Source organism: Streptomyces sp. JNUCC 63 (assembly GCF_054366325.1).
Genome location: NZ_CM135963.1, coordinates 8,191,209 through 8,209,769, shown reverse-complemented (window position 1 = coordinate 8,209,769; position 18,561 = coordinate 8,191,209). Strand labels below are relative to the sequence as shown.

Sequence of the window (18,561 nt, the reverse complement as noted above, 5' to 3'; positions counted from 1 at the left end):
GGGTCAGCCCTCTCGCTTCTGCTCGGACTGTTCGAGAACGACGTTGGCGAACTCGTCGACGGCAGCGGTGAATCCGGCGGGGACCAGCACCGTGGTGTCCGGGTACTCGATCAGCGCCGGACCGGCCGTGACGGAGCCGGGCGCCGTCGCGAGGCCGTCGTAGACGGCAATGTCGGTGAAGTTCGGGCTGTCGAGGTCGGCCGCCGCGCGCCGGGTCCCCTTCTTGACGAACCCCTCGCCGCCCGCCTTCGCGGCGGACTGCCGGGCGGCCGCCGGACGCTGGATGCGTCCGGTGCCGGTTACCGTGTAGGTCTTGAGCATGTAGCCGTTCTCGGGGGAGGCGGCGCCGGGGCCGTACACCTCGCGGTACCGCCTGTCGAACTCGGCGACCAGGTCCTTGATGTCGCCATAGCCGAGCGGCCGGGCCGGGGCCTCGATCTGGAAGTTGAGGATCTGGCCGAGGTAGGACAGCTCCAGCCCGTACTCAATCCTCCACTCCTCCTCAGGCACATCGTGCTGCCCCAGATCGGCCCGGGCGCGCGCTTCGAGTTCGGCGAAGATGGCGTTCACACTCTCCAGCGCGTCGTCGGTGATCCCGCCGCCGGCCGCCACCGAGGTCGTCGTGGACTTCGCATAGCTGTAGACCACGTCGCTGCTGACCAGCCCGACGGCGGAGAACACCGAGGCCATCGCCGGCACGATCACCTTGCGGATGCCGAGGTCCGCGGCGACGGCGGCGCAGTGCAGACCGCCGGCCCCGCCGAAGGAGACCAGGGCGAAATCGCGCGGGTCGAGCCCCGCGAAGACGGTGCGCAGCCTGATGGCGTCCGTCATCACCGAGTTGACGACCCGGAACATCCCGTGCGCGGCGGCGGGCGCGGAAAGACCGGTGCGCTCCCCCAGTTCGGCCACGCCCCGTTCGGCGGCGTCGCGGTCGAGCCGGAACCGCCCGCCGAGGAAGTAACCGGGATCCAGCAGACCGAGCACCAGGTTGGCGTCGGTGACCGACGCCTGGGTGCCGCCTCGGCCGTAGCACGCCGGACCGGGGAGGGCTCCGGCGCTCTGCGGGCCGGTCCGCAAGGTGCCGTCCACCCCCACCCAGCCGAGCGAGCCGCCGCCCGCGCCGACGGAGGTCACGTCGATCATGGGGACGGCCAGGGCCTGCCGGTCGAGACGCTGCAGGGAGGTGGTCTGGACCCGGCCGTGGTGGATGAGCGCCACGTCGGTGCTGGTGCCGCCCATGTCGAAGGTGATGAGGTTCTGCTCGCCAAGGCGTTCGCCGAGCTGCTGCGCGGCGACGATACCGGCCGCGGGGCCGGAGTACACGGTCTGCGCCGCCGCGGTGACCGCGCTGGCGATGCTGGCGGCGCCGCCGTCGGACTTCATCAGCAGGATGGGGTGGCTGAGGCCGCCGTCGCGCAGGTTCTGGTCCAGGCGCTCGGCATAGCGTTTGAGGGCGGGTCCCGCGTAGGCGTTGATCGCGGTGGTGCTGGTCCGCTCGTATTCGCCGAGGACCGGGCAGGTCTCGGAGGAGATCGAGACATAGGCATCGGGGGCGAGTTCAAGGATGAGCTCCTTGGCCCTGCGCTCGTGCTCGGCGTTGCGGAAGGACCACAGGAAGCAGACCGCGAAGGACCGCACGCCCTGGTCGAGCAGGTGCCGCACGCCTTTCTTGAGGTCGTCCTCGTTGAGCCCAGCCACCACGCGGCCCGCGTAGTCGACGCGTTCGGTGACCTCGACGGTGTCCGCGGCGTCGACCAGCGGCACCGGGTGGGTGACCTTGGACGGGTCCTGTTCCTGCCCTCGGTACTGGCGGGCCAGGGGGTAGGTGTCGGCGAAACCGCGGGTGGTGATGAGTCCGACCCGCTCGCCGGTGCGGGTCAGGACGACATTGGTCGTGACCGTGGTGCCGTGGACGAACTGGGCGGTAGCCGTGAGGAGTTCCGCCGTGCTGGTCTCGAGGTCGGCCGCGGCGAGATCCAGGGCGGCCAGGACACCGGCGCCGAAGTCCGGTGGGGTGCTGGAGGCCTTCCAGGTTCTCCGGGTGCCGGTGTCGTCTTCGACAACCAGGTCGGTGAAGGTGCCTCCAATGTCCACTCCGATGCGCATGGCGCTTCTCCCTGTCAGTCGGGGATCGGGGTTTTCGAACGAGGTCATGGCGGTGCTGCCCGGGCAGCCGCACCTGGCCGGATGGGCCGTCAGGCAGGCCGCTGCCTCGCCTGCCGCACCGCCGACGGCCGTCAGAAAACTCAACATGTCACGTTGAACGGCAGTGGACAAGAGACAAGGAACCGGTGGCTAGCATGCACTCCGCCTCCGGCCCACGGCACCCCAAAGGGGGCATGTCGCCGTACAAGCTGACGGCGGACAGCATTTGCATTACCCATTGACGTCCGACGTTAGGTCACTTACCTTCGCCGGGACCTCACAGCCCGAGCGGCGAGCACCAACCCCTGTCCGGACGCCCGCCGGGCCGGTGGACGCGCTCGGTGCGCCGCCCGGCCCGCAGGAGGAGATGAGGGGCCGAAGTAGCCTTGATGAAGATCGAGTACCTCACCGGCGAACTGGCCAACCTGGTGTTCTAAGCCGGGACGAGCACATCGCGTTCGCACGGAATTCCGAGGAGATCGAGCACCAGACCGACGAGACCATGAGCGCGGACCTCATCGGGAAACCGATCGTGCTCGACATCTCGAACGTGGACGAGAACGGGGAGCTGATCACCGACCGGAGCCACCCGCCGGTGCGCTGCCTCGGCGACAACGAGGTCTGTCACTCCGGCAGCTCGTTCAAGCCGGTCTCGGCCAAGGTGTCGATGCTGTGCTGCATCGAGGCGCTCGAGGAGGGCGGGGGCACCGGGTACGCGGACATGCGCGCGGCCTGGGGCGAGGTGCCCGAGGATGCGTAGCGGCACCTGGAGGAGGTGACGGCATATCACTCTCTGATGTACTCGCAGGCCGCGGCAGGTGCCGTCGACACCGGGCCGGACGAGGTGCCGAGCCGGATGAAGGGCGCCTGGCACGCGGTGGTGCGCACCCATCCGGCGACCGGGCATTACCCGCACGCCGACTCCTCGTGGCCGTATACCCAGGAGATCCCGCGGCAGCAGTTCGAAGGCATCGACCCGGCGGTGGCCAGGGCGGTGACCTTGGGCAACGCCTGCGAGCTGTTCCAGCACCCGCTGCCCTCACGCGAGTGATTCAACACCCTGGTGACGCCCGGCTCCTGACGCGGCCGGGTGCCCCCACGCCCCGTGCGCGGCGGCTCCCGCGCGAGCGTCGCGCACCTCACCTCACCTCATGGCTGGGGCTGCGGTGTCGACTGCCAGCAGACGAACCGCCAGTTCCCGTTCTCCTGCGCCCATACCGCACTGTAGCGGGCCTTCGTACGCACATCACGGCCGCCGGCCCGGGCGTCGAGCACGGCGGACCCGGTCACCACGGCCGTGCCGCCGAAGATCCGCACCTGCTCGTCCTGCGGGTCGACAGCGACGTAACTGACGACGCCATTCTCGATCGCGCCGATGTAACTGTCTTTGGTGTCCACCATCGCGTTGGAGTGCGTGTAGGACATGCCGTCCGCGAACAGGGCGCGCAGGGTCGCCGTATCGGAGCCGACCAGCGCCTCCCACCTGCGCTTCTCCAGCTCCCGGACATGCGTGACGGCGTCGGTGGTGTAGGACATGGGGCCCCTCTCCGGTGAATCTCAGCGCAACTATTGACGTTTAACGTGAGAAAGAATACTTTCACCTGCACCCGCACACAATGGCCGGAAGACAAGGACGTCAAGATGTCTGTGCTGCAGTTTGCGCTACTGGGACTGGGGCTGGGCGGTGCCTATGCGCTGCTGGCGCTGGGCCTGGTGACGATCTACCGGGGGACCGGCGTCCTCAACTTCAGTCACGGTGCGGTCGCCATGATCAGCGCCTATGTGTTCTACGCGCTGCGCGACGACCTCGGCTGGCCGGTGGTGCCCTCGGCGCTGATGACCATCGCGTTCGCCGTCGTGCTGGGGCTCGCCTTCTACCTGCTGGTGATGCGGCAGTTGCGCAACTCCCCCGTCCTCGCGCGGATCATCACCACCCTGGCGCTGCTCCTGCTGCTCCAGGGCCTGGCCACCCTGCTCTTCGACGTGCAGACCAGGACACCCGTCCCGGTGGTCGCCTCGACACCCGTCGATGTGTTCGGCGTGTCCCTGCCGATGGACCGCATCATCCTGGCCGCGGTCGCCGTCGTCCTCGCGGTCGTGCTCTCCTTCGTCTCCCGCCGGACCCGGGTCGGCCTGGCCGTGCGGGCGATCTCCGACAGCGAGAAGGGCGCTTCGCTGAGCGGACTGTCGCCCGTGCTCATCGGCGCGCTCACCTGGGCCGTGGGGTTTGTGCTCGCAGCGGTCGCGGGTGTGATGCTGAGCCCGATCGCCGGCCTGGATTCCAAGGCCCTGACGCTCCTGGTCGTTCCGGTCTTCGGGGCCGCGCTGATCGCCCGGTTCACCTCGTTCGGCGTGGCCGTGATCGCGGGCCTCGGGCTCGGTATGGCGGAGTCGGCGCTCCAGTTGGTCACCGGCTCCGAAGGGGCCTGGTACACCTGGCTGTGGACAGGCCCCGGACGCGCGCAGGCCATCCCGGCGCTCGTGGTCATCCTCGCCATGATCTTCTCCGGCCGCCTGCTGCCCGCCCGCGGTGAGGTCGTCCGCGGCCGGCTGCCTATCAGCCTGCCGCCGTGCTTCCGGGTGACCGGCCCGATCGTCGCGCTGGTGGCCGGTCTGGTCTTCATCCACTCCGCCCGCCCGTCGTGGCTGTCGGCCGGTGTGGTGACGCTGGCGGGCATCCTGATCGCCCTGTCCGTCGTCGTGGTCACCGGTTTCGTGGGGCAGATCTCGCTCGCGCAGGTGGCCTTCGCCGGCATCGGCGGCATGATGACCGCCCTGCTGTCCAGCAAGGGGCTGCCCTTCTTGCTGGTCCTGTTGCTCAGCGGTGTCATCGCGCTGCTGCTCGGCCTGCTCGTCGGCCTGCCGTCGCTGCGGGTGCGCGGCCCCAGTCTCGCTCTCGTCACGCTCAGCGCGGCCTTCGTCTGCCAGGTGGCGGTGTTCTCCGACGGCCGCCTGCTCGGCGGCAAGGGCTACAACCGGGTCGCCACGGCGAGCATCTTCGGCCATGAGCTGAGTGAGACCGAGTTCGCCACGTTCGCTCTCGTCATCGTCGTCGCCGCTGCCGCCCTGGTCGCCGCCCTACGGGTGTCGACACCCGGCCGACGGGCCCTGGCCGTACGCGAGAACGAGGCCGCCGCCGTCGCCGCGGGCATCAACATCAGGCACTTCAAGCTGGGTGCCTTCGCGCTCTCCGCGTTCATGGCCGGTGTCGGGGGCTCCCTGCTCGGCTACCAGGCGAACGTCTTCGCCTATGAGCGCTTCACCGTGTTCGAGTCGCTGCACGTGATCGTGATGGCCTACATCGGCGGAATCGGCATGGTCAGCGGAGCGGTCCTGGCCGGGCTCGGCGCCAGCGGCGGCCTGTTCTCCCAACTGCTCTCCGCCGGAGGGCTCAGCGACTACCAACTGGTCATCGCGGGCGGCGCCCTGCTGCTCTCCGTCCAATTGCACCCCGACGGCCTCGCCTCCCTGCTGCACACCATCCGGGAGCGCCGCGGCCGGCGCACCAACACAGCCGAACCACCATCACCACCGAACGACGACGAAACCCGGTCCGGGTCGCTGGAGCCGTCGGTACCCGCCAAGTAGTTCAGAGCAAGGAGCAGTGAGTGATATGAGGTTCCGTCAGAGCTCCCTCAGACAGGGAGCGGTGGTCGCCGCGGCGCTCTCGCTCGCGCTGGCCGGTTGCGCTTCGGAGTCGTCCGAGGACCCGGGCACCAGCACCGGCGGCCTTAAGGGCAAGCCGATCAAGCTCGGATCGATCCTGACCATCACCAACCCGGCATGGGACAACGGCTCGGTGAAGACGGTCAACGAGGCCTGGGCGTCGTACATCAACGAGGAGCTCGGCGGCATCGACGGCCGCCCGGTCACCGTCGAGACCTGCGACGACCACGGCGACCCGGCCAAGACCTCGCAGTGCCTGAACAACCTGATCGACTCGGATGTGGTCGCTTTCGTCAACAACTCTTCCCTCGCGTTCGGCGCCAACGCGCTGCCCGCCATGGAGAAGGCCGGAATGCCTAACATCGGCGGATGGCCGGTGAGTCCGGACGAGTACACCAGCGAGTACAACTTCCCCACCTCCCCGGGTGCCGCGGGCTCCTACCCGGCGCTCGCCGTCCACTTCCGTGCGACCGGGGCGAAGAAGCTGGCCGTCGCCTTCACCAACACTCCTGCGGGGCAGGTGGTCGGTGACCAACTGAAGAAGCAGTGGGAGTCGCTCGGCGGGACCGGGTTCTCCAAGGTCGAGTTCGACCCCGCCGCCGCCGACTTCACCCCGACCATGTCGAAGCTCGCCGCGCAGAAGCCGGACGCGGTCATCCTCGCCGTCGGCGAGGGTCCGGCGGCGCGGATGTTCCAGGCGGCCAAGGTCGCCAAGGTCGATGCCGAGATCGGCACCTCCGCCACACCGGCCACGAAGTCGGTCTTCGACGCGTCAGGGGACGCGGTCAACGGCCTCCTGTTCGCGTTCGCGTCGGTTCCGTCCGACTACGACAGCGAGGACGCCAAGACCTACCGCGACGTGATCAAGGCTCAGGCGCCCAAGCTGGAGCTGACCAACCAGACCGCTGTCGCGGCCTCCTCCATGCAGTACGCCTACGAGATCCTGTCGTCGATCAAGGGCGACATCACCAAGGACTCGGTACTCAAGAAGCTCCAGGAGAAGGCACCGTGGGACGGCTTCCTGACCCACGGGACCGACCCCGCGCACGCACCCGAGACCATGCAGCAGATCTCCAACCCGTACAACCTGGTCTCCCGGTACAACGACGGCAAGTTCACCCCGGCCCCCATCAAGGAGCCCGGCGACCTGGCGAAGTACATCGACACCGAAGGCGACCTCTCCTGGGTCGCCGGGGCCCCGCCCAAGAACTGACGGTCCCTCGCGAGACCCTGGTAAGGAGGAAGCGATGAGCCTGCTCGAACTCGACGGGCTGACGGTCCGCTACGGCGGTGTCACCGCGGTGGACTCGGTGAGCTTCGCGGTCCGGCCCGGCAGCCTGGTGGGGCTGATCGGTCCGAACGGCGCCGGGAAGACCACGATGATTGACGCGATCACTGGGATGGTCCGCTGCCAAGGGGACATCCGGCTGGAAGGTGAGAGCGTCACCTCCTGGGCGGCGCACCGACGGAGCCGGGCAGGCATCATCCGCACGTTCCAGTCGATGGAGCTGTTCCTGGAGCTCACCGTCCGGGAGAACCTCCAGACCTACGCACGTACCCGCGAGGGCGGCCCGGCCGACCCTGTGGAGTACGCGCTGGAGCAGCTGGAGGTCGGCTGGGCGGCCGACAAGTACCCCTCCGAGCTGTCCACCGGCACGGCGCGGCTGGTCTCCGTCGCACGTGCCCTGGCGGCCGGGCCGCGGCTGCTGCTCCTCGACGAGCCGGCCGCGGGCCTGGACGCCGGGGAGTCGCAGCAGCTCGGGGCCAAGCTCAGGAACCTCGTCGACACGGGCGTGGCGACGATCCTGCTCGTGGACCACGATGTCGACCTGATCATGAACGTCTGCGACGACATCCAGGTCCTGGACTTCGGCAAGCGGATCGCCTCCGGGCCACCGGCGGCGGTCCGCGAGGACCCCGAGGTCGCCCGTGCCTACCTCGGCACACAGGCCACCACCGAGCCCGCCACCGGAGGTGCGGCATGACCGGCACGGCCACCCGTACCGCGGTCCTGCGGATCGCGGACATCAGCGCGGGCTACGGGAACATCAAGGTGCTGCACGGGGTCTCGGTGTCCGTGGGCGCCGGGGAGATCGTCTCCCTGCTCGGGCCCAACGGCGCCGGCAAGACCACCGCCCTGCTGGCGTGCTCGGGCCTGGTGAAGGTCTCCGGCGGCGACATCACGCTGGACGACGAGTCGCTGCTCAAGCACAGTGCGCATGTCATCGCGCGCAAGCGTCTCGCACACATCCCGGAGGACCGCTCGCTCTTCCCGTCGCTGACGATCGACGAGCATCTGCGGCTGTGCGCGAGGCCGGGCGGCCTCGATGTGCTGGAGCTCTTCCCCGAGCTGAAGAAGCGGCGCAACAAGAAGGCCGGGGTGCTCTCCGGTGGCGAGCAGCAGATGCTGGCCCTCGGGCGGGCGCTGGCCACCAATCCGCGGGTGCTGCTGGTCGACGAGATGTCGATGGGGCTCGCCCCGGTGGTCGTGGAGCGGCTGTTCGCCGCGCTGCAGGACATCGCGGCCGGCGGCGGTCTGGGGGTGCTCATGGTGGAGCAGCATGTCCACTTGGCGCTGAAGTACGCCCAGCGCGGCTATGTGCTGTCCGGGGGCCGGGTGCGGACGCAGGGGTCGGCGGAGGAGCTGGTGGACCGCTGGTCGGAGATCGAGTCTTCCTACCTGGGCCGATAGACCCGCACGCCCCCAGCCCCGTACTCGACCGGACCCCAGGGTAAAGCCCCCGCCCTACAAGGGCGGGGGCTTTACCCGTTGCTCAGCGGGCCGCTCAGCCGGTGGTGCTCCGGGTGACGTGCAGGCCGGCGAGGTAGCCGAAGACCATCGCCGGGCCCAGCGTGCCCCCGGCACCGCCGTAGGTCATCCCGAACGGAGATGCCATCACATTGCCCGCGGCGTACAGCCCCTCGATGACCTGCCCGTCCAGGTCGAGCACCCGGGCGTGCTGGTCGGTCCTGGGCCCGCCCTTGGTGCCCAGGCCGCCGCTGACGACCTTGATGGCGTAGTACGGCGGCTCGTCGATCGGCCCGAGGGTGCCCCGCACATCGCCCTTGTGGGCAGGGTCGCCCCACCAGCGGTCGTGGGCGCTGCCGCCTCGGTGGAAGTCGGGGTCGGCGCCCTTGGCGCAGTTGTCGTTCCACCGCTGCACCGTGGCCTTCAGCTCCTCGGCGGGCGCGCCGATGCCCTCGGCCAGCGCGTCCAAGGTGGCGTACGCCTTCAGCCACGCCGGGGGCTCCTCGCCTGCCGGGTGGGGGCCGATGGTGCCGTAGCGGCGCAGGTACTCCCGGTCGAAGATCAGCCAGGAGGGCAGGTTGGCGTACTCGAACGCGCCCACGTCCTCGGCGTGGAATGCGCCGCCGAAGGCGTTGTAGTTGGCCGCCTCGTTGGTGAAGCGGCGCCCGCGTCGGTTGACCATGATCGAGCGGGGGCGGGTGCGGTCGGCGTTGATCATGGCCCGGTTCATGTCGTTGATGCCCTCGGGCAGGTCGGCGGCCGGAATCCACCATGCCTCGCGCATATTGCCGAGCATCGCCCCGGCCTTCATCGCCATGTACAGGCCGTCACCGGTGTTGGTCTTCATCGACACCGGGTGCGTGAGCGGTCCGCGCAGGAAGGCCCGCTTGTACTCCTCGTTCCACTCGAAGCCGCCGGTGGCCAGCACGACACCGCACTCGGCGCGCACCTCGCGCGGTCCTTCGGGCGTGTCGAAACGCACACCGACGACCCGGCCGCCCTCGGTGACCAGTTCGCGGGCGCGGTGCTCGAGCCGCGGCTCCACACCCGCCTCCAGCAGGGCGTTCAGCAGCCGCCCCACGAGGGCCTGGCCCCGGCCGCGCTCGTCGCGGACCGCGCGGCGGGCCATCTCCTCCGGCGAGGGCACTTCGGGGACGACCGCGCCGAGCGAGGTCTCGCTCATCGTGAGGTGCTCAGTCGGGTAGTACGGGGTGCGGGTCATCTTCTCCTGCCACTTCCCCAGCTCGGCGAAGGGGAAGAGCGGGCACTCGACGGTACGGCCGCCTCCGGGCTTCCCGCCCGGGTGCTCCGGGTGGTAGTCGGGGAAGTCCGGGACAGCGTGGAACTCGGTGCCGGCCCGCTCGTCGAGGAAGCGGACCATCTCCGGCCCGGCCTTCAGGTAGGTGCGGATCAGCCGCTCCTCCAGCAAGCCCCGGGACAGCGACATGATGTACTCGTACGCCTCGTCCTCGCTGTCCTCCACGCCGATGGCGGCCTGGTGCGGATTGCACGGGATCCACACATGGCCGCCGGACCAGCTGGTGGTGCCTCCGATCTCGGGCGCCTTCTCGAACAGGCCCACGCGTGCGCCGCCCTCGGCGGCGGTCACGGCCGCGGTCAGCCCCGCGGCCCCGGTTCCCAGCACGATGACGTCGTACGGCTCGGTCATACCGGCACCTTCTTTTGTCGTTTCTCGATCGCTCCCGCTTGTATCCTCAAAGTTATACGCGACTTCTCTATTGACGTACAAGGGCAGATTTGCCAGGGTGCGACCAGGCCTAAAGAGGGAGCCGGAATGCTGTTCCACGAAGCCATAGCACGCGCCCTAGCCGATCATGGCGTACGCACCGTTTTCGGAGTCCTCGGGGACGCCAACCTGTACATGATGGACAGCTTCCAGCGGGAGACCGGGGGCTCCTACTACTCGTTCTCCAACGAGGCAGGGGCCGTCCTCGCCGCCAACGGGTTCGCGCGCACCTCGGGCGGGCTCGGGGTTGCCACGGTGACCCACGGCCCGGCGCTGACCAACACCGTCACCGCCTTGGTGGAGAGCGTCAAGGACCACACCCCGATCCTCCTGATCGCCGGAGACACGGCCGTGGTGGACCGGGAGAATTTCCAGAACATCCCGCAGCGGGACGTCGTCCTGCCGTCCGGTGCCGGCTTCGAGCAGGTCCGCTCTCCGCAGACCGTCGCCGAGGACGTGGCCACCGCGATCCGCAGGGCCCATCTGGAGAAGCGGCCGGTCGTACTCAACGTGCCGATCGAGTTCCAGTGGGAGGAGGTCGAGTACAACAAGACCGAGCCCGCGTTCGTCGAGCCGCAGGCGGTCGCGCCCGACCCGGCGGCACTGGACAGCGCGGTCGGCATCATCGCCAGCACCAACCGCCCCATCGTGCTCGCGGGCCGCGGCGCCTCGACGCCGGGCGCCAAGCAGGCCCTGCTGCGGCTGGCCGAGCGGATCGGCGCCCCGGTCGCCACGACGCTGCGCGGTAAGGACCTGTTCCGCGGCGAGCGGTTCGATCTGGGCATCTGCGGCACCCTCTCGCACCAGGTCGCGCTCGACACGATCACACAGAGCGACTGCATCATCGCGTTCGGTGCCAGTCTCAACAAGTGGACCACCGCCGAGGGCTCGGTGCTCGACAAGAAGCAGGTCGTCCACGTCGACATCGAGCGCGACAGCATCAACCGGTTCTCGCCGACCGACGCGGCCGTCGTCGGTGACGCCGCCACGGTGGCGGACACGATCGTTCAGTGGCTGGACGAGGCCGAGGCCAAGCCCACCGGCTTCGCCTCCGAGGATCTGGCGCAGCGCCTGGCCGCGTACTCCGACGAGGACTTCACCGACGCCAGCACGGACGAGACGGTGGACATCCGCACGGCCATGGTCAGGCTGGACAAGGCGTTCCCGGCCGACCGCACGCTGGTCCACGACGGCGGCCGGTGGATCTTCGAGTCGTTCACCCGGATGCACTGCCCGGAGCCCTCGGCGTACATCCACACCGTGAACTTCGGCTCCATCGGCCTGGGTATGGGCAATGCCATCGGCGCGTCCTTCGGCGCTCCGGGGCGGCCCACGCTGCTGGTCACCGGCGACGGCGGCTTCATGCTCGGCGGCCTCGCCGAGTTCAACACCGCGGTCCGGCACAATGTCGACCTGGTCGTGGCGATGTTCAACGACGCCGCCTACGGCGCCGAGCACATCCAGTTCCGCAACAAGAACATGGACCCGGAGATCTCCACCTTCGACTGGCCCGACTTCGGCCCGGTCGCCACGGCCCTCGGCGGCCGGGGCTTCACCGTCCGCAACCTGGCCGAACTGGACGAGGCACTGGCCGCCATAGAGAACCGGGACCGCCCGATCCTGCTCGACATCAGGATCGACCCGGACAAGGTGAGCCTGCCGGGCCACTGACCTGCAGCAGGCGGCAGACCCGGAAGGGGCACCGGATCAGGGCCGGTGCCCCTTCCGTATGCGCGCGCCCGGGAGGAAGACCGCCACGATTCCGGACAGGACAGAGGTGGCGGCGGCAACGTAGAAGGTCAGGTCGAACGAGCCGGTCGCGTCGGTCAGCCGGCCGCCGAGCGGCGGGGCGAGGAACTGGGCGATGCTGAGGCTCACCGTCGTCGCGCCGAACGCGGCACTGATCTCCCGGGGGCCGAGCCGGTCGCTGACGTAGGCGACCAGCACCGTGCCGATCCCCGTCATCAGCAGCCCGTACAGGACCGCCGCCGCGTACACGCCGCCGTGCCAGTCCAGCGGGACGACCAGCGGGGGCAGGCCGATGATCAGCAGGAAGGCCACCAGCGTCGCGCGGCGCCCGATCCGGTCCGACAGCCACCCGCCCACCACTCCCCCGAAGATGCTCGCGAGGCCGACGAGGGAGAAGACCCCGGTGGCGTCCGGGAGCCCGAAGTCCATCTCCTGCTGCAGCGCGGCGATGAAGTAGTTGGTGAAGAGTGCGAAGCTCGCCCCGTACAGGAAGTACGACAGCAGCAGCGTCCACGCGCCCGGGAGCATGCTGCCCAGCGGTCTGCGCACGGGCCGCGGTTCGTCGGCGTGGGTGCCGACCGGCTTGAGGAACAGCAGTTGCAGGACCAGGACCACCGCGGACACCAGGGCCGTCAGCCCCCAGACCTGACGCCACTCGCCCGCGCCGAAGACCCGCTGCACCAGCGTCACGGCCGGTCCGGTGAGCGCGACGCTGATCCCGATTCCGGCGGTGACCAGTCCGAAGCCGAGCCCTCGGATGTGCTGCGGTGTGTGCACGGCGACGATCGAGGGGACCGGAATCCACACCGCGGCCCCGCACAGACCGGCCAGCGCCATGCCCGCGAACAGCAGCCACGTCCACGGGGCCACCGCGATGACCAGCAGGCCGAGCACGATCAGCGCCAGACCCGTCTTCAGCAGCCTGGTGCTCTCAAAACGCGCGGCCAGCGAGGTCATGGCCAGGACGCCCACCAGGTAGGCACCGAGATTCGCCCCGCTGAGCAGGCCCGCCACGCTGTAGGAGCCGAGCACGTCCTCGGTCATGTCCGGCAGGACGAAGGAGAACGTGAACCGCACAAATCCCTGGGAGACCCCGGAGGCGCACATCACCAGCAGGATCGGCCAGATCCACGTCCGCACCGGGACGGCAGGGGTCCCCGCCCCCGGCGACGACTCCGCGGTCTCCGGTGGTTGAGCCGTCATCTGGATGATCCTCTCGACACGGCCGAGAAATCTTACCCTACACGTAAGACGTGTGATGATGCACGTTCCCGTTACGGGCAGATGAAGGGAGCCTCATGGAGCGGTACGACGTGGTGGTGCTGGGCACCGGAGCAGCGGGCCTGACCGCGGCGCCGGCCGCAGCGAGCGCCGGGGCCTCGGTGGGGCTTTTCGAGAAGGCCGACGAGGTCGGCGGGACGACGGCCCGGTCCGGAGGCATCATCTGGATGCCCGGCTGGATGCCCGGCAACGAGTACGCGGCGCAGGCGGGTGTCACCGACAGCCGCGAGCAGGCGCTGACCTACCTCGACTCCCTGTCCAACGGCAGCATGCGCCAGGAGATGGTGGAGGCCTTCGTCGCAGGCGCCGCGCCCACGCTCGACTGGTTCAGGAACGAGGCCCCGCTGCAGTTCAAGCTGGTCCCCCGCTACCCCGACTACCACCCGGAGCACCCCGGCGGCCTGCCCGGCGGAGGCCGCTCCCTGGAGCCGGAGCTGTTCTCCACCGACGGCCTCGGGCCCTGGCTGGAGCGCATCGTCGGCGATCCACAGCGGCTCTACGTGCATGAGATCCCCGGCGGCGGGGGCGGGACCGGTGTCATCGACCCGGAGATCATGCGGGAGCGCACCGCGGCAGCCCAGGAAGGGCTCGGCCGCGGCCCTGGTCGCCGCACTGCTCCAGGGCTGCCTGGACCGCGGTATCGAGCCCCGCACCGGGATGCGGGCCACCGCGCTGCTGGAGGCCGGAGGCCGAGTGGACGGCGTCCGCTTCGAATCCGCCTCCGGCACCCATCAGGTCCGCGCCGACAAGGCTGTCGTCATCGCCACGGGCGGCTTCGAGCACGACCCTGAGCTGGCACGGGACTTCCTGCGCGGTCCGATCGGCCACCCGCCCGGTGTACCGTCCAACACCGGCGACGGGCTGCGCATGGCCATGCGGCTCGGCGCCCGGCTGAGCGCCATGCGCGAGGCCTGGTGGATGCCGGTCGTCCTCACCCGGGCGGCCGACGGCACGAGCGCGCCCGCCCTGCTGCTGCGCGAGCGCACGCTGCCCGGCACGCTCATGGTCAACGGGCAGGGCAGGCGCTTCACCGACGAGGCCGCCAACTACAACGCCCTCGGCGCCGCCTTCCACGCCTTCGACGTCACGACCTTCACCTACGCCAACGACCCGGCCTGGCTGGTCCTGGACGACGCCTGCGTGAAGAAGTACGGCGTCTTCGGCAACACCCCCGGCAACGAGGCCCCCGGCTGGCTGATCCGCGCCGACACCCTCGATGAGTTCGTCGGGCGCATCGGCGTCCCCGCGGACGCGCTGTCCGCGACCGTGCGGCGCTTCAACGACGGCGTCCAGGCCGGGCACGACCCCGAGTTCCACCGCGGTGAGAGCGTCTACGACGGCTGGGTCGGCGACCAGACCCACTACCGGACCCCGCGGGCGACCCTCGGCAGGGTCGCCACCGGCCCGTTCTACGCCACCCGCGTCCACCCCAGCACCCTGCGCACCAAAGGCGGTCCGCGCACGACCACCGACGGTCAGGTGCTCCGGGTCGACGACACCGTGATCGACGGCCTGTACGCCGTCGGCAACGCGATGGCGGCCCCCACCGGAGTGGCCTACGGAGGCTCCGGAGGAACGCTCGCTCGGCCCCGCCATGGGCTTCGCCCGCCTCGCCGGCCGGCACGCGGCACAGCGCTGAGGAGAACCGACATGCCCCAGCCCGTCCGGGACAGCCTGCTGTTCCAGCCGATCCGCATCGGCACCATGGGCCTGCGCAACCGGATCATGCTGCCGCCGCACGGCAGCCTGACCGGTGACCCGTTCGGCCCCGAGCGCCAAACGACTGCCTGCACCGGGTCGTGGTGGACGGGATGCGCTTCGGCTGCTCGGTGAACCCGCGGACCGGCCGGGAGAGCGAGCCCGCGCCGGCGCGCACCGGCTCCCCCAAGCGGGTGCTCGTCGCGGGTGCCGGGCCCGCCGGTCTGGAACTGGCCGCGCTGCTGGCCGAACGCGGCCACCAGGTCGCCCTGTGGGAGCGCGAGGACGAGATCGGCGGGCAGATGCGCGTCGCGGCCCGCGCCGCCGAGAATGCCGCGTACGCCGACTTCCTGGCGTTCCAGGAGCGGCGCCTGGCCGCCCTCGGGGTCAAGGTCGAGCTGGGCCGCGAGGCGCGCGCCGACGACGTCGCCGAGGCCGGCTTCGACACGGTCGCCGTGGCCACCGGAGCCCGGGCCCGCCGCCCGGCGATCCCCGGCGCTGACGAGCCGTTCGTGGTCGACGGGCGCGAGGTGCTGCTCGGCCGGGCGGAAACCGGCCGGCGCGTTCTCGTGGTCGCGATGGAGGACCATATGCAGCCGCTTACCATCGCGGGCCACCTGACCGACCTCGGCCGCGAGGTGACCATGCTGTACCCGACACTGGCGATCGCTCCGCTGGTGGGCAAGTACTCGATCGGCGCTCCGCTGGCCAAGCTGTCCGCCGGGGGCGCCCGGCTGGACGTGACGGAGCGGGTGTGCGCCATCGAGTCGGGCCGAGTCGTCTCCCACAATGTCTACTCAGGCGCCCAGCGTGAGCACTCCGGCTTCGACTCGGTGGTGCTGGCGTGCGGCGGTGAGGCGGAGTCGGGGCTGTACACCGCGCTGCGCGGCAGGGTGCCGGAGCTGCACCTCCTCGGTAACGCCTACGCGCCGCGCCGGATCTCGTTCGCGACGCGGCAGGCATACGAGCTGGCCCGCAAGCTGTAAGGCGCCGTCCGAGCACACCAAGGGGGCGCGCCCCGCACCATGTGCGGGGCGCCCCCTGTGTTTGTGAGGTGCGGTCAGAAGCCCAGATCGCGGCCAATGATCTCCTTCATGATTTCGGTGGTGCCGCCGAAGATCGTGTGGATCCTGGCGTCGCGCCAGGCCCGGGAGATGGGGTACTCGTCCATGTAGCCGTAACCGCCGTGCAGTTGCAGGCAGGTGTCGGTCGTGCGCTTCATCAGCTCGGTGGTCCACCACTTGAGCTTGGCCGCGTCGACGGGCGTGAGCGTGCCCGCGTTCAGCTCCAGGATCGCCCGGTCGAGGTAGACCTGGGCCATGTCGATCTCGGTGGCCATCTCGGCGAGCTTGAACCGGCTGTTCTGGAAGCTGCCGATCTGCTGGCCGAACGCCTTGCGGTCGCGGCAGTACTGCACGGTCCAGTCGAAGGCCGCCTGGGACGTGGCCACGGCCACGACGGCGATGGACAGGCGCTCCTGCGGCAGGTTGTTCATCAGGTACGCGAAGCCGCGGTTCTCCTCGCCGAGGAGGTTCGCCGCGGGCACCCGCACGTCGGTGAAGACCAACTCCGCGGTGTCCTGGGCGTGCATTCCGGCCTTGGCGAGCTTCCGGCCGCGCTCGAAGCCCGGCATGCCCCGCTCGACGACGAGCAGGCTGATCCCGCGCGCCCCGGCCGACGGGTCGGTCTTGGCGACGACGATCACGATGTCGGAGTGGATGCCGTTGGTGATGAACGTCTTGTTGCCGTTGAGAACGTACGAGTCGCCGTCGCGGACCGCGGTGGTGCGCACCGCCTTGAGGTCGCTGCCGACGCTGGGCTCGGTCATCGCTATCGCGGTGACCAGCTCGCCTGAGCAGAAGCCGGGCAGCCAGCGCCGCTTCTGCTCCTCGGTGCCGAGTTCGAGGAGGTAGGGCGCCACGACATCGTTGTGCAGGCCGAATCCGGAGCTGAGCGAGGCGGCGCCGCTGCGCGCGAACTCCTCGACCAGCACCGTGTTGTACCGGAAGTCCGGCTCACCCCCGCCGCCGTACTCGGTGGGTACGGCCATGCCGAGGAAGCCCGACTCTCCGGCCAGGCGCCACAGTTTCCGGTCGACCAGGCCTTCGGCCTCCCAACGGTCATACTCAGAGACGACGTGCCGCTTCACGAACTGGCGGACGGCGTCCCGGAAGGCGTTGTGGTCGGACTCGAAGAGTGTGCGTCCCATCGACAGCTCCGGCGGGTGAGGGTTTGAGTGGTGTCAGGCCTCGAGGCCCGACTCGGCGGCCCGCTTCCCGTTCCCCGCGCTGACCCAGCGCAGCAGCTCGGCCACCGGGGAGCCCCCGGACTTGGGGGTGGAGGAAGCGGCATCGTTGACGAGCTCGTAGAGGCGGTTGAGGACACGGATCCGGTGGTCGAGCTCGGAGAGCTTCTCCTGGAGGATCGCCTGTGTACGCGACGAGGCGGAGGCTCCCGTCAGCGCGAACTGGCCCAGCTCGGCGATCTCCTCGAGACCGAAGCCGAGCTGCTTGAGGATGCGCGCGCCCTCGACGTAGAAGATGTAGTCGCGGGGATAGCGGCGGGTGCCGCCGCTGGTGCGCTCTGGCGGCGGGAGGATGCCGAGCTCCTCGTAATAACGGATCGTGCGGGTGGACACGTTGGTCTGCTCGGCGAGCTCGCCGATGCTCAGCAGCTCGCGCTTCGTGCCCTTGGGCTTCTCGCCCGATTCGGCCGCTGAGGATGCCGCGCGGCCGGTACGCTTCGGCTCCGCTTCGGCCTCCGCTGACGCCGTGCGCGTCGACGGTGTGCGACGAGCTGTCATGGGGTGCCCCTTTCTGGTGCGTAGCCAGGATTCAATACTTGACAAATCTCGTTAAGCGTATCAAAATCCACATCCCGCCCTGGGCGCCCGTTTACGTGAACGTGTTCATGACCACCCGAGTCCGTCACGCACCCGCGCGCTCCTGGTGGGCGGCGTACAACGCTTCCTACCGTCGCGGGTCATGGTCAAGCGATTGAATCGCGTCCCCGCAGCGCTCTGCCCTGTCCGCCTTCCGCGGCTACGCGGAGGGCTCTTCGGCCGGCCGGGAGCCGACCCAGATGTTGATGCGCGCCGAGACGACCACCTCACCGCGCTGGTTGAGGATGTCCTCCTTGATCGTCACGACGCCGCCGGGCGCCTTGTCCTTCTTCTTCAGGACCTCCATGACCGGGTGGATGGTGTCCCCGAAGAAGCAGGGGGCGAGGAACCTGACCTCCTCCATACCCAGGAACGCCACCACTCGGCCGGGCAGCAGCGGAATGAGCCCGGCGCCGCAGGACAGCACGAGCAGGCCGTGCGCGATGCGCTGCTTGAACGGGGTGGTCTTGGCGTACTCGGCGTCCATGTGGAGCCCGAAGTGGTCGCCTGTCACTCCGGCAAAGTTCACCACGTGGGTCTCGGTGATGGTGATGCCGGTGAACTCGCGCTTGTCGCCGACGGCGAGTTCGTCGTAGTACCGGTCGAACATCCGGGCTCCTCGGTGTTTCAGGATTCAAAACT

At 69.6% G+C, this 18,561-nt stretch carries 16 protein-coding genes and 1 pseudogene; 10 read left to right on the top strand and 7 right to left on the bottom strand.

What is annotated here, in order from left to right; genetic code table 11:
* Positions 1–3: 3 nt before the first annotated feature.
* A complete protein-coding gene (locus ACX25U_RS38240) occupies positions 4–2,109 on the bottom strand; it encodes a hydantoinase/oxoprolinase family protein (RefSeq protein ID WP_454386893.1) in 2,106 nt (701 codons plus the stop codon).
* A gap of 406 nt (positions 2,110–2,515) precedes the next feature.
* On the opposite strand from ACX25U_RS38240, the gene ACX25U_RS38235 reads away from it, so the two are divergent.
* The gene (locus ACX25U_RS38235; protein WP_454394700.1) at positions 2,516–2,908 is read left to right on the top strand and encodes a TauD/TfdA family dioxygenase; all 393 of its coding nucleotides are present in this window, start codon (positions 2,516–2,518) and stop codon (positions 2,906–2,908) included.
* A 36-nt stretch (positions 2,909–2,944) separates the two neighbouring features.
* Positions 2,945–3,199 (top strand): hypothetical protein, encoded by a 255-nt coding sequence (locus ACX25U_RS38230; RefSeq protein ID WP_454386891.1) that lies wholly within the window; start codon positions 2,945–2,947, stop codon positions 3,197–3,199.
* A 98-nt stretch (positions 3,200–3,297) separates the two neighbouring features.
* Here the strand turns inward: ACX25U_RS38230 and ACX25U_RS38225 are convergent, their stop codons facing one another.
* Complete coding sequence (locus tag ACX25U_RS38225) at positions 3,298–3,684, bottom strand: nuclear transport factor 2 family protein (RefSeq protein WP_454386889.1); 387 nt, start codon at positions 3,682–3,684, stop codon at positions 3,298–3,300.
* Between the two features lie 105 nt (positions 3,685–3,789).
* On the opposite strand from ACX25U_RS38225, the gene ACX25U_RS38220 reads away from it, so the two are divergent.
* From ACX25U_RS38220 to ACX25U_RS38205, 4 genes are read left to right on the top strand one after another with little or no spacing between them, the layout of a single operon-like run.
* The gene (locus tag ACX25U_RS38220; protein WP_454386888.1) at positions 3,790–5,736 is read left to right on the top strand and encodes an ABC transporter permease; all 1,947 of its coding nucleotides are present in this window, start codon (positions 3,790–3,792) and stop codon (positions 5,734–5,736) included.
* A gap of 25 nt (positions 5,737–5,761) precedes the next feature.
* Positions 5,762–7,027 (top strand): ABC transporter substrate-binding protein, encoded by a 1,266-nt coding sequence (locus tag ACX25U_RS38215; RefSeq protein ID WP_454386886.1) that lies wholly within the window; start codon positions 5,762–5,764, stop codon positions 7,025–7,027.
* 34 nt (positions 7,028–7,061) lie between these two features.
* Positions 7,062–7,799, top strand: a complete 738-nt coding sequence (locus tag ACX25U_RS38210) for an ABC transporter ATP-binding protein (RefSeq protein ID WP_454386884.1) — start codon at positions 7,062–7,064, stop codon at positions 7,797–7,799.
* Positions 7,796–8,506, top strand: coding sequence for an ABC transporter ATP-binding protein (locus ACX25U_RS38205; protein WP_454386882.1), 711 nt, complete (start codon positions 7,796–7,798; stop codon positions 8,504–8,506). Before ACX25U_RS38210 ends, ACX25U_RS38205 begins: the two co-directional genes overlap by 4 nt.
* Positions 8,507–8,600: 94 nt before the next feature.
* On the opposite strand, the gene ACX25U_RS38200 is transcribed toward ACX25U_RS38205, so the two are convergent.
* Positions 8,601–10,232 carry an FAD-dependent oxidoreductase gene (locus tag ACX25U_RS38200; RefSeq protein ID WP_454386880.1) on the bottom strand — a complete coding sequence of 544 codons (1,632 nt, stop codon included), beginning with the start codon at positions 10,230–10,232 and terminating at the stop codon, positions 8,601–8,603.
* A gap of 126 nt (positions 10,233–10,358) precedes the next feature.
* On the opposite strand from ACX25U_RS38200, the gene ACX25U_RS38195 reads away from it, so the two are divergent.
* Entirely contained in the window at positions 10,359–11,981 is a 1,623-nt protein-coding gene (locus ACX25U_RS38195; protein WP_454386878.1) for a thiamine pyrophosphate-binding protein, read from the top strand.
* Between the two features lie 36 nt (positions 11,982–12,017).
* Here the strand turns inward: ACX25U_RS38195 and ACX25U_RS38190 are convergent, their stop codons facing one another.
* Positions 12,018–13,262 carry an MFS transporter gene (locus ACX25U_RS38190; RefSeq protein ID WP_454386876.1) on the bottom strand — a complete coding sequence of 415 codons (1,245 nt, stop codon included), beginning with the start codon at positions 13,260–13,262 and terminating at the stop codon, positions 12,018–12,020.
* Between the two features lie 95 nt (positions 13,263–13,357).
* Between ACX25U_RS38190 and ACX25U_RS38185 the strand changes: the two are divergent.
* The 3 genes and pseudogenes from ACX25U_RS38185 to ACX25U_RS38175 form a co-directional block, all read left to right on the top strand.
* Positions 13,358–13,681 (top strand): annotated as a pseudogene (locus ACX25U_RS38185) (FAD-dependent oxidoreductase); the annotation flags it as partial.
* 163 nt (positions 13,682–13,844) lie between these two features.
* Complete coding sequence (locus ACX25U_RS38180) at positions 13,845–15,173, top strand: FAD-binding protein (RefSeq protein WP_454386874.1); 1,329 nt, start codon at positions 13,845–13,847, stop codon at positions 15,171–15,173.
* Entirely contained in the window at positions 15,140–16,024 is an 885-nt protein-coding gene (locus ACX25U_RS38175) for an FAD-dependent oxidoreductase (protein ID WP_458633792.1), read from the top strand. Before ACX25U_RS38180 ends, ACX25U_RS38175 begins: the two co-directional genes overlap by 34 nt.
* A 74-nt stretch (positions 16,025–16,098) precedes the next feature.
* Here ACX25U_RS38175 and ACX25U_RS38170 read toward each other — a convergent pair whose 3' ends face one another.
* From ACX25U_RS38170 to ACX25U_RS38160, 3 genes are all read right to left on the bottom strand, one after another.
* The gene (locus ACX25U_RS38170) at positions 16,099–17,247 is read right to left on the bottom strand and encodes an acyl-CoA dehydrogenase family protein (protein ID WP_454386870.1); all 1,149 of its coding nucleotides are present in this window, start codon (positions 17,245–17,247) and stop codon (positions 16,099–16,101) included.
* 33 nt (positions 17,248–17,280) lie between these two features.
* A complete protein-coding gene (locus tag ACX25U_RS38165) occupies positions 17,281–17,841 on the bottom strand; it encodes a MerR family DNA-binding transcriptional regulator (protein ID WP_454386868.1) in 561 nt (186 codons plus the stop codon).
* 238 nt (positions 17,842–18,079) lie between these two features.
* The gene (locus tag ACX25U_RS38160; protein ID WP_454386866.1) at positions 18,080–18,529 is read right to left on the bottom strand and encodes a MaoC/PaaZ C-terminal domain-containing protein; all 450 of its coding nucleotides are present in this window, start codon (positions 18,527–18,529) and stop codon (positions 18,080–18,082) included.
* Positions 18,530–18,561: the final 32 nt, after the last annotated feature.

Excerpts from the sequence above, each read along its gene's own strand:
- ACX25U_RS38240 (WP_454386893.1), bottom strand. The coding sequence starts at position 2,109 with ATGCGCATCGGAGTGGACATTGGAGGCACCTTCACCGACCTGGTTGTC.
- ACX25U_RS38235 (WP_454394700.1), top strand. The coding sequence starts at position 2,516 with ATGAGGGGCCGAAGTAGCCTTGATGAAGATCGAGTACCTCACCGGCGA.
- ACX25U_RS38230 (WP_454386891.1), top strand. The coding sequence starts at position 2,945 with ATGTACTCGCAGGCCGCGGCAGGTGCCGTCGACACCGGGCCGGACGAG.
- ACX25U_RS38225 (WP_454386889.1), bottom strand. The coding sequence starts at position 3,684 with ATGTCCTACACCACCGACGCCGTCACGCATGTCCGGGAGCTGGAGAAG.
- ACX25U_RS38220 (WP_454386888.1), top strand. The coding sequence starts at position 3,790 with ATGTCTGTGCTGCAGTTTGCGCTACTGGGACTGGGGCTGGGCGGTGCC.
- ACX25U_RS38215 (WP_454386886.1), top strand. The coding sequence starts at position 5,762 with ATGAGGTTCCGTCAGAGCTCCCTCAGACAGGGAGCGGTGGTCGCCGCG.
- ACX25U_RS38210 (WP_454386884.1), top strand. The coding sequence starts at position 7,062 with ATGAGCCTGCTCGAACTCGACGGGCTGACGGTCCGCTACGGCGGTGTC.
- ACX25U_RS38205 (WP_454386882.1), top strand. The coding sequence starts at position 7,796 with ATGACCGGCACGGCCACCCGTACCGCGGTCCTGCGGATCGCGGACATC.
- ACX25U_RS38200 (WP_454386880.1), bottom strand. The coding sequence starts at position 10,232 with ATGACCGAGCCGTACGACGTCATCGTGCTGGGAACCGGGGCCGCGGGG.
- ACX25U_RS38195 (WP_454386878.1), top strand. The coding sequence starts at position 10,359 with ATGCTGTTCCACGAAGCCATAGCACGCGCCCTAGCCGATCATGGCGTA.
- ACX25U_RS38190 (WP_454386876.1), bottom strand. The coding sequence starts at position 13,262 with ATGACGGCTCAACCACCGGAGACCGCGGAGTCGTCGCCGGGGGCGGGG.
- ACX25U_RS38180 (WP_454386874.1), top strand. The coding sequence starts at position 13,845 with ATGAGATCCCCGGCGGCGGGGGCGGGACCGGTGTCATCGACCCGGAGA.
- ACX25U_RS38170 (WP_454386870.1), bottom strand. The coding sequence starts at position 17,247 with ATGGGACGCACACTCTTCGAGTCCGACCACAACGCCTTCCGGGACGCC.
- ACX25U_RS38165 (WP_454386868.1), bottom strand. The coding sequence starts at position 17,841 with ATGACAGCTCGTCGCACACCGTCGACGCGCACGGCGTCAGCGGAGGCC.
- ACX25U_RS38160 (WP_454386866.1), bottom strand. The coding sequence starts at position 18,529 with ATGTTCGACCGGTACTACGACGAACTCGCCGTCGGCGACAAGCGCGAG.